Source organism: Buttiauxella cochleicola (assembly GCF_021282405.1).
Taxonomy (GTDB): domain Bacteria; phylum Pseudomonadota; class Gammaproteobacteria; order Enterobacterales; family Enterobacteriaceae; genus Buttiauxella; species Buttiauxella massiliensis.
In genome coordinates, this window is the sequence record NZ_JAJSOU010000016.1 from 47633 (window position 1) to 64400 (window position 16768).

Genomic DNA, 16768 nt, shown 5'->3' on the forward strand with positions numbered 1-16768 from the left:
ATGGAAAGTCTGAAACTCGAAAATGAACACTTACGTTTAGCCGTCGCCCCGCAAGGGGCGGCAATCCTCAGCCTGGACTCGCTAAAGCACCAGGAACCGATTCTTTATACAGCTGAAAATGCATTATTCCCGATGCTGCCGCTGGCAAACCGAGTCGCCGGGAATTGCTTTCGGCTACACGGAGAAATGGTCACACTGCCGAAAAGTCCGGTCGATGAACAATTTTTTCTCCATGGGGATGGCTGGCTGAAAAGCTGGCAGGTCGAAACCGAGGATAGTCAGCAGATTGTTTTAACGCTGGATAGTCAGCATGAGTGCGGGTTTGATTATCACGCGCGGCTGGTTTACCGGCTGGAAGATAAATGTTTTATCGCGGAGCTTCAACTCACTCACCGGGGAAGTAAGCCGATGGTTTATGGGCTGGGTTTTCATCCCTTTTTCCATCTCACACCCACGACACACGTGCAGTTTGGAGCAACGGGCTTCTGGCCTGAAGGAGAGAGTCACTTACCTCTTGAGTGGAGTGACCAACTGACGGCACAAACCAATTTCATCACGGCGAAAATTCCGGACAACCACTGGCTGAATGTTGGCTATTCCGGTTGGAACGGTTTGGCGTTGATTGAATCTGGTGACCTGCTTGTGCAGCTAAAATGTTCCACGCCGTACTTGATGGTGTTCCGTATGGCAGACGAACCATTTATTTGCCTTGAGCCACAAAGCCACCCGGTGAATGCCCATAATATGGCCGGGCAGCCGGGTTTGGTGTTGTTGAGGCAAGGGGAGACGACACGGTTGCAGATGGAAGTCGTTGTTTTGTAGTGAGCGGCAGTTTTGTGTCGGATGACCATACTATTTCAACGTGTTATTAGTCTGTTAATGATTGCTTGCATGCCAGCCAGTGCTCGGACACACTAACGCCTCCAAAACGGGAGGGATCATGGTTTTGCATTCAACGCGCTGGCTGGCGCTCAGTTATTTTACCTACTTCTTTAGCTACGGGATTTTCTTACCATTCTGGAGCGTATGGCTCGCTGGAGTAGGACTACCGCCTGAAACCATCGGGCTGTTATTAGGGGCAGGATTAATCGCCCGTTTCCTCGGCAGCTTGCTGCTGGCACCTCGAGTTACCGACCCCTCCCGACTTGTCTTTGCACTCAGAATCCTCGCCTTACTCACATTACTTTTCGCCGTCGCATTCTGGTTTGGGCAAACCGCCACCTGGCTGTTGATTGTGATGGTCGGTTTTAACCTGTTCTTCTCACCGCTGGTGCCGCTTACCGATGCGTTGGCCGGAACCTGGCAGCGTCAAATCACCATGGATTATGGTCGTGTGCGCCTGTGGGGATCGCTGGCGTTTGTGATTGGCTCCGCCATGACGGGCAAGCTGGTGAGCATGTATAGCTACCAGGCAATTCTGGTGCTGCTGAGTATTGGTGTCGCGTCGATGTTAATCGGCATGATGCTGCGCCCATCCGTGATGCCGCAAGGTGAAACTCGCCATAAAGAAGGTGCGGGTTGGCCTGCGTGGAAGAAACTGGTGCTCGGTTCATGGCGATTCCTGGCCTGCGTGACATTACTTCAAGGCGCACACGCGGCTTACTACGGATTCAGTGCGATTTACTGGCAGGGCGCGGGATATTCCGCCTCGGTTGTCGGCTATTTATGGTCGCTGGGCGTGGTCGCGGAAATTGTGATTTTTGCTCTGAGCAACAAGCTGTTCCGTAACTGGAGTGCGCGTGACTTGCTGCTGCTTTCTGGTGTGACTGGAATACTGCGCTGGAGTCTGATGGCGTATACGACCGATTTGCCGTGGCTGATTGCTGCGCAAATCCTTCACTGCGGCAGCTTCACTGTTTGCCACCTGGCGGCGATGCGTTATATCTCGGCTCGCGAGGGTAATGAAGTCATCCGTTTGCAGGCCGTCTATTCAGCGGTAGCAATGGGTGGTGGTATTGCCATTATGACGATGTTCTCCGGCTACCTTTACCAGCATATGCAGGGTGGGGTGTTCTGGATTATGGCGTTGGTGGCCGTTCCTGCATTGTTCATTCGGCCACGTCCCATCTCATATTGCGTTAACACTCAATAATCTTACGGATCTGCTGCTGCTGGTGTTCACCCAGCGGCAGCGTTACGTGAATCAGTGGCGGTGAGTAAAGTGGCAAAGTGGTGGAGTAGGGTGTAATCACCAACACCACTTCTTTCGGCGCTCCCTCTTTTTGATAGCTGTGAATCGTCAGATGTTTAATATTGAGCGGCAGTAACGTGAGCTCGCGCAGCTGCTGTTCAATACTCTGTTCAAGTTCAATGTTGTTGCCAGTGAGCAGCAAAACCTGCTTTTCATGCAGATCATTTTCCTGCATCAGCCACGCTCCGAAGATCACCGCCACCAGTCCCACTTCTTCATCTGAAAAACGCATTTCAAAATGGTTTTCAAAATCATTGAACGCTTCACGTGTGGTGCGCATCAGGCGTGGGTAAAGACGAGTTATTTCTTCCGGTAGGCTGTTATCAATCCCAATACCGAACTGGCAACGATCCAATGCCTGAGCAAGATGGATGTAGAGCTGGTCGCTCAGGCCTTGTTCATCGCTAAAGGACATACCCGCCAGCTCGCGAAAGCGCGCAATCATTCCGAAAATGGCCGAGCGTAAGCGTAAATCTTGCTCATGATTGTCACGAATCGGGTCGGGAGTACGTAGTAACTGGAATAATAGGGCCAGGAATAATTGCTCGTTTTCGTTGGCTGATTGCAGCACGCGACGCTTCCAATGGCGGGCAATCTCAAGTGCCGCCACAAACTCCGGGCGAATTTGTGTCCACGCGCGTTGCTGCTCGGTGAATTCTGGCGTGATCCCGGCATGGTGCTGGTGCAAGCAGTACTGCAAAAACAGTGTTAAAAATTGCACATCACGGCTATCAAATTGCCTTTGCAAGCGTCGTGCGCAAAGCCCGATCAGCGCCTGGAGGTTCTTCTCGTCATATAACGCGGTCAGAATTCCTTGCTGTTTAAGCTGTATTTTGAGCGCCGGGGTAAAATGCTGCTGCACAAAGTGTGGGCACAAACGCAATGCACGGCGTAGCCAATGCAATAAGCACAGACGGCGGTCTAAAGGCGTGCCCTCAATCCGATAGCTACCATCCTGTTGCGTGATAAGTCTCAGCCGGTGATAGCGCTGGATTTCATCACCCGTGTCGGCTATATCTTGCAGGGCTTTGGTGTCATCGACCCCGTTGAGTCTTGCGAGGATCTCAGGAGTGACGGTTTGGCCCGGTATGTATAGCAACAAAAGCAGGTGGCAGCGGCGCTGCGGACTGGAGAGTACAGATGGTGGTGGGGAGAGCAGTGTCATCATCCGCATAACCGAGTCAAAGTAATTAATGCTAAGAGTAGCTAAACCTTTTGTCGTAGAGAGTCACATTTGAGCTTTTTAATTACGTAATTCTGACTGGCTCACAGAATTTTAAGCTTGAGAGAATAATGAGCAGGAAAATGTGTAACAGAATTGCGTTTTTCGCCTTAAATAGCGTGCTTTTTAGCCCAGTGGCTTTGGCACATCCACATAGTTTTATCACCCTTGTGACGACGGTGATGACCGAAAATGACCAGCTTACTGGTCTTAAAATGCAGTGGACGATGGATGAAATCACTTCAGCAGATCTACTGTATGACGCAGGGAATGCCAAACCGGACTCGCCAGTGTGGAAGAAGTTGGCAGCCGAAGTCATGGCCAATGTTTTAGGCCAGCATTACTTCACCGAATTCTGGCATAACGGTAAAAAAGTGACCTTTAATAACCTGCCACCAGAGTATGGCCTTGCACGGGTAGGGCACCAGGCAGTATTGACCTTTGTTTTACCCCTTGCACATCCGCAGCCATTGAAGGGGCAGACGTATCAGTTTGCGACGTTCGACCCGACCTATTTTGTTGATATGAGTTACGACAACTCCAGTGATGCCAAATTGCCGAAAACATTAGCCTCACTTTGCAAAATCTCAGTGAAAACCCCGCAGCCGAACGAAGATACGCTGGCCTTCGCACAATCGCTGGATAAAGCCGATGCCCCTCCCGAAGATATGGAACTGGGTAAACAGTTTGCTCAACAGGTGATATTGCAATGTCAGTAATGCCTTCAGCTAAACCCCATTCACGCCGTTGGCTTCACCTGTGGCCGCTGGCATTTTTCCTGCTGGTTTGCGCAGGAGCACTTTACAGCTTGTGGCATTACTGGCCGCAAATCCTCATTGAAAGTGCGATGTGGCAGAAATCGATTAACCAACAAATGAGCACCCTCCTGCGTGAGGTTGCCGAGAACCCTACCCGGGCGGGTTGGTCATTGCTGTCATTTAGTTTTGTTTACGGTGTGCTTCACGCATTGGGGCCAGGCCATGGGAAAATAGTTATTACGACCTGGCTTGCGACACATCCTTCGCGCCTGAAAAGCAGCCTTAAATTGACGTTTGCAGCATCTTTATTGCAAGGAGTGGTGGCGATTGGGTTGGTAACGGTAGTGCTGGGGATTTTGGCTCTGCCTTCGCGCCAATTGCACATGAGCAGTTTTTGGCTCGAGAAGGGAAGCTATTTGCTGGTGGGTGTTTTAGGTGTGATGTTGTGCGGTCGAGCCCTGGGTAAATTGCAACGTGTGCTGCGAAAACCGAAGCGTTTCACTTCATTCACGCCTCATCATGTACATGATGAAAAATGTGGTTGTGGCCATCAGCATTTACCCACGCAGGAACAGCTTGCAGCAGGAGAAGACTGGCGTGCCCGAATGATGATTGTTTTATCCATGGGTATGCGCCCATGCTCTGGGGCAATTATGGTGCTGCTGTTTAGCAAAGTGATTGGCGTGTATAGCTGGGGAGTGTTGTCGACGCTTGCGATGGCTGCAGGTACATCTATTACCATTTCTGGCCTGGCTTTTTTAGTCCACGGTTTCCGTCAGCTTGCGGTACGCATTAGCGGGAATAAAGCACCCGTTTTATGGCGGCAAGTCGCCTGGGCGACACTGGCATTTGCAGGTGGTGGAATTTTAGTATTAGCAGCAGTGGTGATGTGGCTGAGTGCTCAACCGGTAATGCGAGGGATACGACCGTTTTAATTGAATGCCTTCCCGACGGGAAGGCATTTTCCGAGATTAACGCTTCAGCGCTTCGCTCAGTTCATCACGCATTGTTGCCAGCATCGCTTTAACAACACGTGGGTTACCTGCAACGATGTTGCCGCTGGTCAGGTAGTTGTGGCCGCCGGTGAAATCACATACCAGGCTACCAGATTCGCGAGCAATCAGTTCACCTGCTGCGAAATCCCAAGGCTTCAGGCCAATCTCGAAGAAACCATCAACACGGCCAGCCGCAACGTATGCCAGATCCAGAGCAGCAGAACCGGTGCGACGGAAGTCAGCACACTGCGTGAACAGTTTGGTCATGATGTTCATATAAGGAGTAGCGTGTTGCTTCAGTTTGAACGGGAAGCCAGTTGCCAGAATGGTGCCATCGAGGTCGCGTGCATTGCTGCCGCGCAGACGGTAACCGTTCAGCTGTGCGCCTTGACCACGAACAGCTGTGAACAGCTCATTACGCATTGGGTCATAAACAACAGCAACTTCGGTGCGGCCCTTAACACGGACAGCGATAGATACAGAGAAGTGTGGCAAACGTTTGATGAAGTTTGAAGTGCCATCCAGAGGATCGATAACCCATTGCACATCCTGCTCGGTACCCGCCAGTTCGCCTGATTCTTCAGCGATAATGGTGTGTTGCGGGTAGGATTTGCGGATAATTTCGATAATCAGACGCTCGGCGTCTCTATCTACGTTAGTCACAAAATCGTTACTCCCTTTTTGACTCGCTTCTACAGCGTCAGGGGTTTCGTAGTTCTTGACAATTAAATTGCCCGCCTTGCGCGCTGCGCGCACGGCGATGGTGAGCATCGGATGCATCGGTCTCTCTCTGGATGTTAAAGAACGGGAAAACGCGGCGGAGTATAGCAGAGCGTTCGGAATATGTCCCAGGGTTATGATAGGATATCGCGATAATCTTTTCAGGCTATGAGTCAACGATGCTGCAAAACGTACGTATAGTGCTGGTTGAAACCTCCCACACCGGCAACATGGGCTCCGTAGCCCGTGCAATGAAAACCATGGGGCTGACAAATCTGTGGTTGGTTAATCCACTGGTGAAACCTGACTCTCAGGCAATCGCGCTCGCTGCGGGTGCCAGTGATGTTATTGGCGAAGCGAAAATTGTTGATACCCTCGACGAAGCCCTGGCGGGTTGTAGTCTGGTGGTAGGAACGAGCGCTCGTTCACGCACGCTGCCATGGCCGATGCTCGACCCACGCGAATGTGGTCTAAAGACCATTTCTGAAGCGCAAGATGCGCCAGTGGCGATTGTGTTTGGCCGTGAACGTGTTGGTTTGACCAATGACGAATTGCAGAAATGCCATTATCACGTCGCGATTCAGGCTAACCCGGAATACAGTTCACTGAACCTGGCGATGGCGGTACAAATCCTCGCTTATGAAGTGCGCATCGCCTGGCTTGCTACACAAGAAGAAGGCAAAGAAGCTGTCGTTGTTGAAGACCAGACTCAGTATCCATCGGCTGACGATCTCGAGCGTTTTTACGTTCACCTGGAGCAAGTATTGCTGAAAACCGGCTTTATTCGCACCAGCCATCCGGGCCAGATTATGAGCAAATTACGCCGCTTGTATAACCGCGCACGCCCGGAAACTCAAGAACTTAACATTCTGCGCGGCATGCTTTCTTCTATTGATAACGAGAAAAAATCCGGCAAATAATACTTGAGTAAATTACTAGGTTAAATAGTTGACCAATTTACTCGGGAATGTCAGACTTGCGACCTGCTATGTGACAATCACATTTATAAAAAACCCCCGGTTCGAGGGGCGATTTGAGGTTAAGTAAGACATGAGACTGACATCGAAAGGACGTTATGCCGTGACCGCAATGCTTGACGTTGCGTTGAACTCCGAATCAGGCCCGGTACCGTTGGCTGATATTTCTGAACGTCAGGGAATCTCTCTCTCCTACCTGGAGCAGTTATTCTCCCGTCTGCGTAAAAATGGCCTGGTTGCCAGCGTACGTGGTCCAGGCGGTGGTTATCTGCTGGGTAAAGAAGCAAATAGCATCGCAGTTGGCGAAGTTATCAGTGCTGTAGATGAATCTGTTGATGCCACGCGTTGCGCGGGCAAAGGCGGTTGTCAGGGTGGCGATAAGTGCCTGACTCACGCGCTGTGGCGCGACCTGAGCGATCGTCTGACCGGTTTTCTGAATAACATCACCTTGGGTGAACTGGTGAATAACCAGGAAGTGTTGGACGTCTCTGGCCGTCAGCAAAATGAAAACCATCGTAGTACGCGCGCTCAAGACGCAATCGACGTCAAACTGCGCGCCTAATTTACCCGTCATATTTCGGGTTGCAACTATGTTGGCCGCACTTGTTCACCCCAGTCACTTACTTGATGTAAGCTCCTGGGGACTCTCAAGTTTGCCGCCTTGCTGCAACACGAACTATTTAGGGTAAAGATAAAATAGAATTTTAGAATGCTTGTCGTTTCTTAAAGAACGGCAATTCCCAAAATATTTCAAGTTGCAGGAAGGCGGCAAACGAATGAGTCCCGATGAGCTTAGTAAACTAAGTGATTCGGGTGAATGAGAGCAGCCAACGCATCTGTAACTTGAAAGATGAAGGGGATTTTGAATTGAAGTGATGTACGGAGCTTAAGAGCAATGAAATTACCGATTTATCTCGATTACTCTGCGACTACGCCGGTTGACCCGCGTGTTGCGCAGAAAATGATGCAGTTTTTGACTATGGACGGAACCTTCGGTAACCCGGCTTCTCGTTCTCACCGTTTCGGTTGGCAGGCAGAAGAAGCTGTAGATATCGCCCGTAACCAAATCGCTGAACTGGTTGGTGCAGACCCGCGTGAAATCGTCTTTACCTCCGGTGCAACTGAATCTGATAACCTCGCTATCAAAGGTGCGGCTAACTTCTATCAGAAGAAAGGCAAGCACATCATCACCGTTAAAACCGAACACAAAGCTGTGCTGGACACTTGTCGCCAGCTTGAGCGTGAAGGTTTTGAAGTGACTTACTTAGCACCACAGAGCAACGGTATCGTTGACCTGAACGTGCTGGAAGCGGCGATGCGTGACGACACCATTCTGGTTTCTATCATGCACGTGAATAACGAAATCGGCGTGGTGCAAGATATCGCGGCAATCGGCGAAATGTGCCGCGCGCGTGGCATTATCTATCACGTGGATGCGACTCAGAGCGTGGGCAAGCTGCCTATCGACTTGAGCACCTTGAAAGTTGACCTGATGTCGTTCTCTGGTCACAAAATTTATGGCCCTAAAGGCATCGGCGCGCTGTATGTTCGCCGTAAACCACGTATTCGTATCGAAGCTCAGGTACACGGTGGCGGTCACGAGCGCGGTATGCGTTCTGGTACTCTGCCTGTTCACCAGATTGCTGGTATGGGCGAAGCTTACCGTATCGCGAAAGAAGAGATGGAGACAGAAATGTCCCGTCTGCGCACGCTGCGTAACCGTTTGTGGAACGGCGTGAAAGATATGGAAGAAGTCTATCTGAATGGCGACCTGGAAAATGGCGTGCCAACTATCCTCAACGTGAGCTTTAACTACGTTGAAGGCGAGTCGCTGATTATGGCTCTGAAGGACCTCGCGGTTTCTTCCGGTTCTGCCTGTACATCAGCAAGCCTCGAGCCATCCTACGTGCTGCGCGCACTGGGCATGACCGACGAACTGGCTCACAGCTCTATCCGTTTCTCTTTGGGTCGTTTTACTACTGAAGAAGAGATCGACTACACCATCGAACTGGTACGTAAGTCCATTGGCCGTCTGCGCGAACTTTCTCCACTGTGGGACATGTTTAAGCAGGGCGTGGATATTAATTCCATCGAATGGGCTCATCACTAATCGTTCGTTTCGAACGTCGATATCGGATTCAGGAAAACTAAAAATGGCTTACAGCGAAAAAGTAATCGATCACTACGAAAACCCACGCAACGTTGGTTCTTTTGATAATAGCGATGATAACGTCGGTTCCGGCATGGTGGGTGCACCAGCGTGTGGTGATGTGATGAAGTTGCAGATCAAAGTCAACAATGAAGGTATTATTGAAGACGCTCGCTTCAAAACCTACGGCTGTGGCTCTGCCATCGCTTCCAGCTCGCTGGTGACCGAATGGGTCAAAGGTAAATCTCTGGATGAAGCGCAAGCCATCAAAAACACCGACATTGCAGAAGAACTCGAACTGCCACCGGTGAAGATTCACTGCTCAATCCTGGCAGAAGACGCGATTAAAGCGGCTATTGCGGATTATAAAAGTAAGCGTGAAGCTAAATAGTCTTTTCAAAATAATTTGAGTTGCAGCCAACGCCGCTGCAGCTTAAAGAATGAAGAAAAATCAATTGAGGTTGTTGTATGTCGATTACCCTTAGCCACAGCGCTGCCGATCGTGTGAATGCCTTCTTAGCTAATCGCGGTAAAGGATTTGGTCTGCGTTTGGGCGTTCGTACTTCAGGCTGCTCCGGCATGGCTTATGTTCTTGAATTTGTTGACGCACCGATGGCAGAAGACACCGTGTTCGAAGACAAAGGCGTGAAAGTGGTCGTCGATGGTAAAAGCCTGCAATTTTTGGACGGCACCGAACTCGACTTCGTGAAAGAAGGTCTGAACGAAGGGTTTAAATTTACTAACCCGAACGTAAAAGATGAGTGCGGCTGCGGCGAAAGCTTCCACGTCTGATTTCAGCTCATACCCCACGCCTGTGGGGTATGACGCTTTACCACCATGTTAACCCTGAGTCTGTTATGGATTACTTCACCCTCTTTGGGTTACCGGTAGGCTTCACCCTCAACAAAGAGCTGCTGGCTACCCGTTACCAGGAGCTGCAACGCCAGTTCCACCCTGATAAATACACCAGCCGTCCACAAGCGGAACAACTGCTTGCGGTGCAACAATCTGCGAACATTAATCAGGGCTGGCAAACGCTGCGTCACCCGCTGCCGCGCGCTGAGTACATCCTTTCATTAAACGGTTTTGATCTGGCGAATGAACAGCATACCGTGCGCGATACCGCGTTTTTGATGGAACAACTCGAATTACGCGAAGAGCTTGATAACATCGAGCACGCCAAAGACAGCGACCGCCTGGAATCCTTTAGTGCCAACGTGAATGCGATGGTGAAAACCCGCATGGCGCAAATGGTACAGCAACTGGACAACCAGGAGTGGACGCAAGCGGCGGATACTGTGCGTAAACTTCGTTTTCTCGATAAACTGCGCAGCCAAATAGAACAACTCGAAGAAAAGCTGCTCGATTTTTAACTGGAAGCTCAATATGGCGTTATTACAAATTAGTGAGCCGGGTCTGAGTGCGGCACCTCATCAGCGCAAGCTGGCGGCGGGCATTGACTTAGGCACCACCAATTCACTGGTTGCAACTGTTCGCAGCGGGCAAGCTGAAACGCTGCCTGACCATGAAGGTCGTCACCTGTTACCTTCTGTGGTGCACTATCAGCAACAAGGTCTGAATGTTGGATATGACGCGCGTGCGCAAGCCGCAACTGACCCGGCAAACACCATCAGCTCGGTAAAACGTCTGATGGGCCGCTCGCTGGCGGATATCCAGACGCGTTACCCGCATCTGCCTTATTCATTCAAAGCGAGTGAAAACGGCCTGCCGATGATCGACACCCCGGCCGGGCTGCTGAACCCTATTCGCATTTCATCCGACATCCTTAAAGCCCTTTCCGCACGCGCAACCGAAGCGCTGGAAGGCCAGCTTGATGGCGTGGTGATTACCGTTCCTGCTTATTTCGACGATGCACAACGTCAGGGCACTAAGGACGCAGCGCGTCTGGCTGGCCTGCATGTGCTGCGCCTGCTCAATGAACCGACCGCAGCGGCTATCGCTTACGGCCTGGATTCCGGCAAAGAAGGCGTGATCGCGGTCTACGATTTAGGCGGCGGTACCTTTGATATTTCCATTCTGCGCTTAAGCCGTGGCGTGTTTGAGGTGATGGCAACCGGCGGCGATTCTGCGCTGGGCGGCGATGACTTTGACCACCTGTTAGCCGACTGGCTGCGTGAGCAAGCCGGCGTGGCTGACCGTAGCGACGACCGTGTGCAGCGCCAGTTGCTGGACGCCGCGATTGCCGCCAAAATTGCCTTAAGCGATGCCGAAACTGTCACAGTGGAAGTAGCTGGCTGGACTGGCTCCGTCACTCGCGAGCAGTTCAACGAGCTGATTGCAGCGCTGGTAAAACGTACTTTGCTGGCCTGCCGTCGTGCGCTGAAAGACGCAGGCGTGGACGCTGACGAAGTGCTGGAAGTGGTGATGGTTGGCGGTTCTACCCGTGTGCCATTAGTGCGCGAGCGTGTCGGCGAGTTCTTCGGTCGCACGCCGCTGACCTCCATTGACCCGGATAAAGTCGTCGCCATCGGCGCGGCAATCCAGGCGGATATTCTGGTGGGTAACAAGCCGGACAGCGAAATGCTGCTGCTGGATGTGATCCCGCTGTCGCTCGGCCTCGAAACCATGGGCGGCCTGGTCGAGAAAGTCATTCCACGTAACACCACTATTCCGGTTGCGCGTGCTCAGGACTTCACTACCTTTAAAGACGGCCAAACGGCAATGTCGATTCACGTGATGCAGGGCGAGCGCGAACTGGTAAAAGATTGCCGTTCATTGGCACGCTTTGCACTGCGCGGTATTCCGGCGATGCCTGCGGGCGGGGCGCATATTCGCGTTACCTTCCAGGTTGATGCTGACGGCTTATTGAGTGTTACCGCTATGGAGAAATCCACCGGCGTTGAAGCGTCTATCCAGGTGAAACCTTCTTATGGCCTGAGCGATGGCGAAATCGCCAGCATGATTCAGGACTCCATGAGCTATGCCGAGCATGACGTGAAAGCGCGCATGCTCGCAGAACAAAAAGTCGATGCGGCCCGCGTACTGGAAAGTTTGCAGGGTGCATTAGCTACAGATGCTGCGCTGTTGAGCGGTGCAGAACGCGCAGATATCGACGCGGCAATGGTGGCACTCCATGCCGCTGCTGCCGGTGAAGACATTGATGCGATTGAACAAGCCATTAAAAACGTAGACAAACAAACACAGGATTTTGCCGCTCGTCGTATGGATGAATCAATCCGTAAGGCGCTGAAAGGCCACTCCGTGGACGAGGTTTAACATGCCAAAGATTGTTTTTCTGCCTCATCAGGATTTGTGTCCAGATGGCGCAGTTTTGGAAGCGAATGTCGGTGAAACCATTCTTGATGTTGCGCTGCGCAACGGTATCGAGATTGAACACGCCTGTGAAAAATCCTGTGCTTGCACCACTTGCCACTGTGTGGTGCGTGAAGGTTTCGACTCCCTTGCTGAAAGCACGGAAGACGAAGACGACATGCTGGACAAAGCATGGGGTCTCGAACCTGAAAGCCGCTTAAGCTGCCAGGCGCGTGTAACGGATGAAGATCTGGTGGTTGAAATGCCACGTTACACCATCAACCATGCACGTGAGCACTAACAGGAGTAGCTTATGGGACTGAAATGGACCGATAGCCGCGAAATTGGTGAAGCTCTGTATGACAGCCGTCCGGATCTTGATCCAAAAACGGTACGTTTTACCGATATGCATCAGTGGATCTGCGAACTCGAAGATTTTGACGACGAGCCAGGCGCATCCAATGAAAAAGTTCTGGAAGCTATTCTGTTAGTCTGGTTAGATGAAGCGGAATAAAAATCAACGGGCTGCCTCTGGCGGCCCGTTTTTCTATGAAGCATGAGCTGAAAAGTATAAGGAAAAGAAAATGTCAGAAGCCATGAAAATCACGCTATCCACGTCGCCTGCCGATGCGCGTTGGGGCGAAAAAGCCGCGTATAGCATCAACGACGAAGGGATTACCCTGCACCTGACAGGCAAAGATGACCTGGGGCTAATCCAACGTGCGGCACGTAAAATTGACGGCCAGGGTTTGAAGCACGTCCAGCTGGCGGGTGATGGCTGGGATGTCGAGAAAAGCTGGGCATTCTGGCAGGGTTACCGTGCGCCAAAAGGTACCCGTAAAGTGGACTGGGCTGTACTGAACGACGAAGAACAAAAAGAACTCAATAACCGCCTGAAAATCATTGATTGGGTTCGCCACACCATCAACACACCAGCCGAAGAACTCGGCCCAGAGCAACTTGCTTCTCGCGCGGTTGACCTGCTGTGTGATGTCGCCTGCGACAACGTTTCTTACCGCATCACCAAAGGCGAAGATCTGCGCGAGCAGAACTATATGGGTATTCATACTGTTGGCCGTGGTTCGGAGCGCCCACCAGTACTACTGGCACTGGATTACAACCCAACCGGCAACCCGGATGCACCGGTTTATGCCTGCCTGGTCGGTAAAGGTATCACCTTCGATTCCGGTGGCTACAGCATGAAGCAAAGCGCGTTCATGGATTCCATGAAATCCGATATGGGCGGCGCTGCCACCATTACCGGTGCACTGGCGTTTGCTATCACTCGCGGCCTGGACAAGCGCGTGAAACTCTACCTGTGCTGTGCTGATAACCTGGTAAGCGGTAACGCCTTCAAATTGGGTGACATCATTAAATATCGCAACGGCAAAACCGTTGAGATCATGAACACCGATGCGGAAGGCCGCCTGGTGTTGGCTGATGGCCTGATTGACGCTTGTGCACAAAAACCAGAACTGATCATCGACTGCGCAACCTTAACCGGTGCGGCGAAAACCGCGTTGGGTAACGATTATCACGCGCTGTTCAGCTTCGACGATGGGTTGGTAAACCGTTTGATGGAAAGCGCTGCGGCAGAAAACGAGCCATTCTGGCGCTTGCCGCTAGCTGAGTTCCACCGCAACCAACTGCCGTCTAATTTTGCCGAGCTGAACAACACCTCCAACGCGTCCTTCCCTGCGGGTGCGAGCACGGCTGCCGGGTTCTTGTCCCACTTCGTGGAAAACTATCACGAAGGTTGGCTGCACATTGACTGCTCTGCTACTTACCGTAAAGGTGCGGTTGAGCAGTGGTCTGCTGGCGCAACAGGCATTGGTGTGCGCGCGATTGCGAATCTGTTGACTGGAAAGTAACGTTACCTCAAGTTAATGTCGGATGTCGCTAACACTAATCCGACCTACGAAGGTAATGAAAGCAGTTGTAGGGTGGATTAGCGAAGCGACATCCACCATATTGCTGGTAAGCGAGCGGTGGATAGCACTCTATTTATCTACCCAACAAATTTTCATTCTGTTTTCCCCTGGAACCACCATGTCAGAAGCAAAAAACGATCTCGAAACCCTGCTTGAGCAGGCCGCCACTGAACCTGCTCATCGCCCGGCATTCTTCCGCGTGTTACTGGAATCCACCGTTTGGGTACCGGGAACCGCCGCTGAAGGCGAGGCCATTGACGCGGATAGTGCCGTTGAATTGCAACACTGGGAAAAAGACGATGGCACCTCAGTCATTCCGTTCTTCACTTCTGTTGAGGCGCTGCAACAAGCCATCAGCCACGAGCAGGCATTTGTTGTGATGCCCGTGCGTACGCTGTTTGAAATGACGCAGGGCGCGACACTGTTTCTGAACGCTAAACTGCCGACCGGCAAAGAATTTACCCCGCGTGAAATCACTCATTTAATCAGTGATGAAAGTGACCCTTTAACTCAGCAGGAAGTGCTGGATGGCGGGACTTCTTTGCTGCTTTCCGAAGTGGCTGAACCGCCAGCACAAATGGTCGACTCCCTGACTACGCTGTTTAAAAACCTGAAAACCGTGAAGCGTGCGTTTATCTGCTCCATTAAAGAACGTGCAGACGAGCAGCCGAACCTGCTAATTGGCATTGAAGCAGAAGGGGAAATCGAAGCGATTATTCGCCAGGCGGGAAGTGTCGCGTCCGATACCTTACCGGGCGATGAACCGGTTGATGTTTGCCAGGTCGTAGAAGGCGAGAAAGGTATTAGCCACTTTATGATGGCTCACATCACACCTTTCTACGAACGCCGTTGGGGAAGTTTCCTGCGCGATTTCAAAACCAACCGCATTATTTGATGGTTTATGCTGTTGCCTGCAACAGCAGTAAATCAATCAGCATCACCAGATTCGACTCAAAAGACGTAATGCCTGCGGCTTCGGCCGCATAGTGAATCGCCTCGTCGTACAGTGCAAAATGCACGTCAGCCAGCCCTGATAAACTGTTTGGCGAAGCTCGCGTAAATGCCACAATCGACATTCCCACATTTTGCGCAATTCGCGCCTTATCCAACACCTGCTCAGTTTCACCGCTACGAGAAATGGCGATGAATACTTGATACTTCGAGGCATTACTTAGAAATATTCCCCGGCTATCGCCTGGCCCGGAAATAAAGGCAGTTTTTCCCAGCACCTGAAGTTTCTTTGTCAGATATTCCGCGAACAAATAAGAAAAACCAGCACCGTACAAAAAGAAGCTCTCTTTTTCACGTAGCAATGCGGCGAACTGCGCCATTAATTCCGGCGTTACCCAACGGAATGTCTGGCGGTAATTATCGACAAACTGATCAAATAAAACCGGCAGTGCGGAAGCAGACTGGGCTGGCTGGTTAGCAATATGCGGAGTGCTGGAAAGTAGTTGCTTACAGTGCCAGATAAACTCGCTAAAACCGCTAAACCCTAGCTTTTGGCACAGGCGCATGATGGTCGCGCTGGAAACAAATGTCGCCTGGGCCAGTTCCCGCACCGTGATATTCCCCACCAGCAGCGGGTGGTTGGTCAGATGCGAGAGCACGCGATATTCAGCGCGGGTTAAAGATTCCCCGCGCTCCAGCAGACCGGCCAGGCGGTTATCCATTATTGTGATTGAGCCGGTTCAACAGGCAAATCTGAACGCGCACCCCATTCGCTCCACGAACCGTCGTACAGTGAAACGCCATTCACACCCAGCGTGGTTAACGCCAGCACCACAACTGCGGCGGTAACGCCGGAGCCACAGCTTGCGATAATCGGTTTTTCAAAGCTCACGCCCTGACGGGTGAAGATTTCATTGAGATCGTCGGTGGTTTTCAACTGGCCATTTTCAACCAGATCGTTCCACGGCACGTTGAAAGCACCAGGAATGTGCCCACGCCGTAAGCCGGGGCGCGGCTCGTCAACTTGCGCGTTAAAACGTGGAGCAGGGCGGGCATCAACAATTTGCGCAGTGCCTTCATGGCTAACCAGCAGAACATCGGTCAGGCGCTTAATAACCATTGGATCGAAATTCACGTCGAATTCACCTTCCGGTAATTTAACGTCACCCTGCTGTAGAGGCAGTTCTTCGCGCTGCCAGTCGGCCAGGCCGCCTGCAAGAATCGACACATTTTCAACACCGAAAGTACGCAGCATCCACCATGCTCGCGGTGCGGAGAACAGGTTGCCTTCATCGTAAACAACCAGATGTTTATCACTACTGATACCCAGCTCTCGCATGGCGACTGCAAAGGCTTCAGCACGCGGCATCATATGCGGCAGAGGGCTGGTGTGGTCAGAAAGGGCTTCAATATCGAAAAATATCGCGCGTGGCAGATGGCCAGCACGGTATTCGCCAGCGATATCCCGATGCTCCTGGCCTGGAGGCAACATGCGAGCATCAATAATCTGGATATTCTCATCATTAATATGTTCTGCGAGCCAGTCGCCTGCAACGAAGAAAGAAGTGGACATGGTTGCCTCCGAATGATTATTCACTATC

At 51.6% G+C, this 16768-nt stretch carries 19 protein-coding genes; 15 read left to right on the forward strand and 4 right to left on the reverse strand.

The window, feature by feature from the left end; genetic code table 11:
* A complete protein-coding gene (locus tag LVQ79_RS18805; RefSeq protein WP_232866075.1) occupies nt 1-822 on the forward strand; it encodes an aldose 1-epimerase in 822 nt (273 codons plus the stop codon).
* A 118-nt stretch (nt 823-940) separates the two neighbouring features.
* Nucleotides 941-2092 (forward strand): 3-phenylpropionate MFS transporter, encoded by a 1152-nt coding sequence (locus LVQ79_RS18810; RefSeq protein ID WP_232866077.1) that lies wholly within the window; start codon nt 941-943, stop codon nt 2090-2092.
* Here the strand turns inward: LVQ79_RS18810 and csiE are convergent.
* Nucleotides 2079-3359: a stationary phase inducible protein CsiE gene (gene csiE, locus LVQ79_RS18815; protein ID WP_232866079.1), complete on the reverse strand. Its 1281-nt coding sequence runs from the start codon at nt 3357-3359 to the stop codon at nt 2079-2081. The genes LVQ79_RS18810 and csiE overlap by 14 nt on opposite strands.
* A 137-nt stretch (nt 3360-3496) precedes the next feature.
* On the opposite strand from csiE, the gene LVQ79_RS18820 reads away from it, so the two are divergent.
* A complete protein-coding gene (locus tag LVQ79_RS18820; RefSeq protein ID WP_232866082.1) occupies nt 3497-4132 on the forward strand; it encodes a DUF1007 family protein in 636 nt (211 codons plus the stop codon).
* Complete coding sequence (locus LVQ79_RS18825) at nt 4123-5106, forward strand: nickel/cobalt transporter (RefSeq protein ID WP_232866083.1); 984 nt, start codon at nt 4123-4125, stop codon at nt 5104-5106. Before LVQ79_RS18820 ends, LVQ79_RS18825 begins: the two co-directional genes overlap by 10 nt.
* Nucleotides 5107-5142: 36 nt before the next feature.
* On the opposite strand, the gene suhB is transcribed toward LVQ79_RS18825, so the two are convergent.
* A complete protein-coding gene (gene suhB / locus LVQ79_RS18830; RefSeq protein WP_151995806.1) occupies nt 5143-5946 on the reverse strand; it encodes an inositol-1-monophosphatase in 804 nt (267 codons plus the stop codon).
* Nucleotides 5947-6065: 119 nt separating this feature from the next.
* Here suhB and trmJ point away from each other — a divergent pair, with 119 nt between their 5' ends.
* The 11 genes from trmJ to sseB all read left to right on the forward strand — a co-directional run bounded on the left by trmJ (nt 6066) and on the right by sseB (nt 15111).
* Nucleotides 6066-6806: a tRNA (cytosine(32)/uridine(32)-2'-O)-methyltransferase TrmJ gene (gene trmJ / locus LVQ79_RS18835; RefSeq protein WP_064513080.1), complete on the forward strand. Its 741-nt coding sequence runs from the start codon at nt 6066-6068 to the stop codon at nt 6804-6806.
* A 130-nt stretch (nt 6807-6936) separates the two neighbouring features.
* On the forward strand, nt 6937-7425 hold the full coding sequence (iscR, locus tag LVQ79_RS18840) for a Fe-S cluster assembly transcriptional regulator IscR (RefSeq protein WP_232866085.1): 489 nt from the start codon (nt 6937-6939) through the stop codon (nt 7423-7425).
* Between the two features lie 333 nt (nt 7426-7758).
* Nucleotides 7759-8973, forward strand: coding sequence for an IscS subfamily cysteine desulfurase (locus tag LVQ79_RS18845; protein ID WP_151995804.1), 1215 nt, complete (start codon nt 7759-7761; stop codon nt 8971-8973).
* A 43-nt stretch (nt 8974-9016) separates the two neighbouring features.
* Nucleotides 9017-9403 carry a Fe-S cluster assembly scaffold IscU gene (gene iscU, locus LVQ79_RS18850; protein WP_064513073.1) on the forward strand — a complete coding sequence of 129 codons (387 nt, stop codon included), beginning with the start codon at nt 9017-9019 and terminating at the stop codon, nt 9401-9403.
* Between the two features lie 77 nt (nt 9404-9480).
* Complete coding sequence (iscA, locus tag LVQ79_RS18855) at nt 9481-9804, forward strand: iron-sulfur cluster assembly protein IscA (RefSeq protein WP_064513071.1); 324 nt, start codon at nt 9481-9483, stop codon at nt 9802-9804.
* 65 nt (nt 9805-9869) lie between these two features.
* Nucleotides 9870-10385, forward strand: a complete 516-nt coding sequence (gene hscB, locus LVQ79_RS18860; protein ID WP_232866087.1) for a co-chaperone HscB — start codon at nt 9870-9872, stop codon at nt 10383-10385.
* Between the two features lie 13 nt (nt 10386-10398).
* Nucleotides 10399-12249, forward strand: coding sequence for a Fe-S protein assembly chaperone HscA (gene hscA, locus LVQ79_RS18865; RefSeq protein WP_232866089.1), 1851 nt, complete (start codon nt 10399-10401; stop codon nt 12247-12249).
* 1 nt (nt 12250) lies between these two features.
* Nucleotides 12251-12586, forward strand: a complete 336-nt coding sequence (gene fdx / locus LVQ79_RS18870; protein ID WP_034459208.1) for an ISC system 2Fe-2S type ferredoxin — start codon at nt 12251-12253, stop codon at nt 12584-12586.
* 12 nt (nt 12587-12598) lie between these two features.
* Nucleotides 12599-12799, forward strand: a complete 201-nt coding sequence (gene iscX, locus LVQ79_RS18875) for a Fe-S cluster assembly protein IscX (RefSeq protein WP_120065263.1) — start codon at nt 12599-12601, stop codon at nt 12797-12799.
* Between the two features lie 70 nt (nt 12800-12869).
* Nucleotides 12870-14156, forward strand: coding sequence for an aminopeptidase PepB (gene pepB, locus LVQ79_RS18880; RefSeq protein ID WP_232866091.1), 1287 nt, complete (start codon nt 12870-12872; stop codon nt 14154-14156).
* Between the two features lie 178 nt (nt 14157-14334).
* Nucleotides 14335-15111 carry an enhanced serine sensitivity protein SseB gene (sseB, locus tag LVQ79_RS18885; RefSeq protein ID WP_232866093.1) on the forward strand — a complete coding sequence of 259 codons (777 nt, stop codon included), beginning with the start codon at nt 14335-14337 and terminating at the stop codon, nt 15109-15111.
* Between the two features lie 4 nt (nt 15112-15115).
* Here sseB and LVQ79_RS18890 read toward each other — a convergent pair whose 3' ends face one another.
* Both LVQ79_RS18890 and sseA read right to left on the reverse strand, forming a co-directional pair.
* Complete coding sequence (locus tag LVQ79_RS18890; RefSeq protein WP_232866095.1) at nt 15116-15889, reverse strand: MurR/RpiR family transcriptional regulator; 774 nt, start codon at nt 15887-15889, stop codon at nt 15116-15118.
* Nucleotides 15889-16740, reverse strand: a complete 852-nt coding sequence (sseA, locus tag LVQ79_RS18895) for a 3-mercaptopyruvate sulfurtransferase (protein WP_232866097.1) — start codon at nt 16738-16740, stop codon at nt 15889-15891. Before sseA ends, LVQ79_RS18890 begins: the two co-directional genes overlap by 1 nt.
* Nucleotides 16741-16768: the final 28 nt, after the last annotated feature.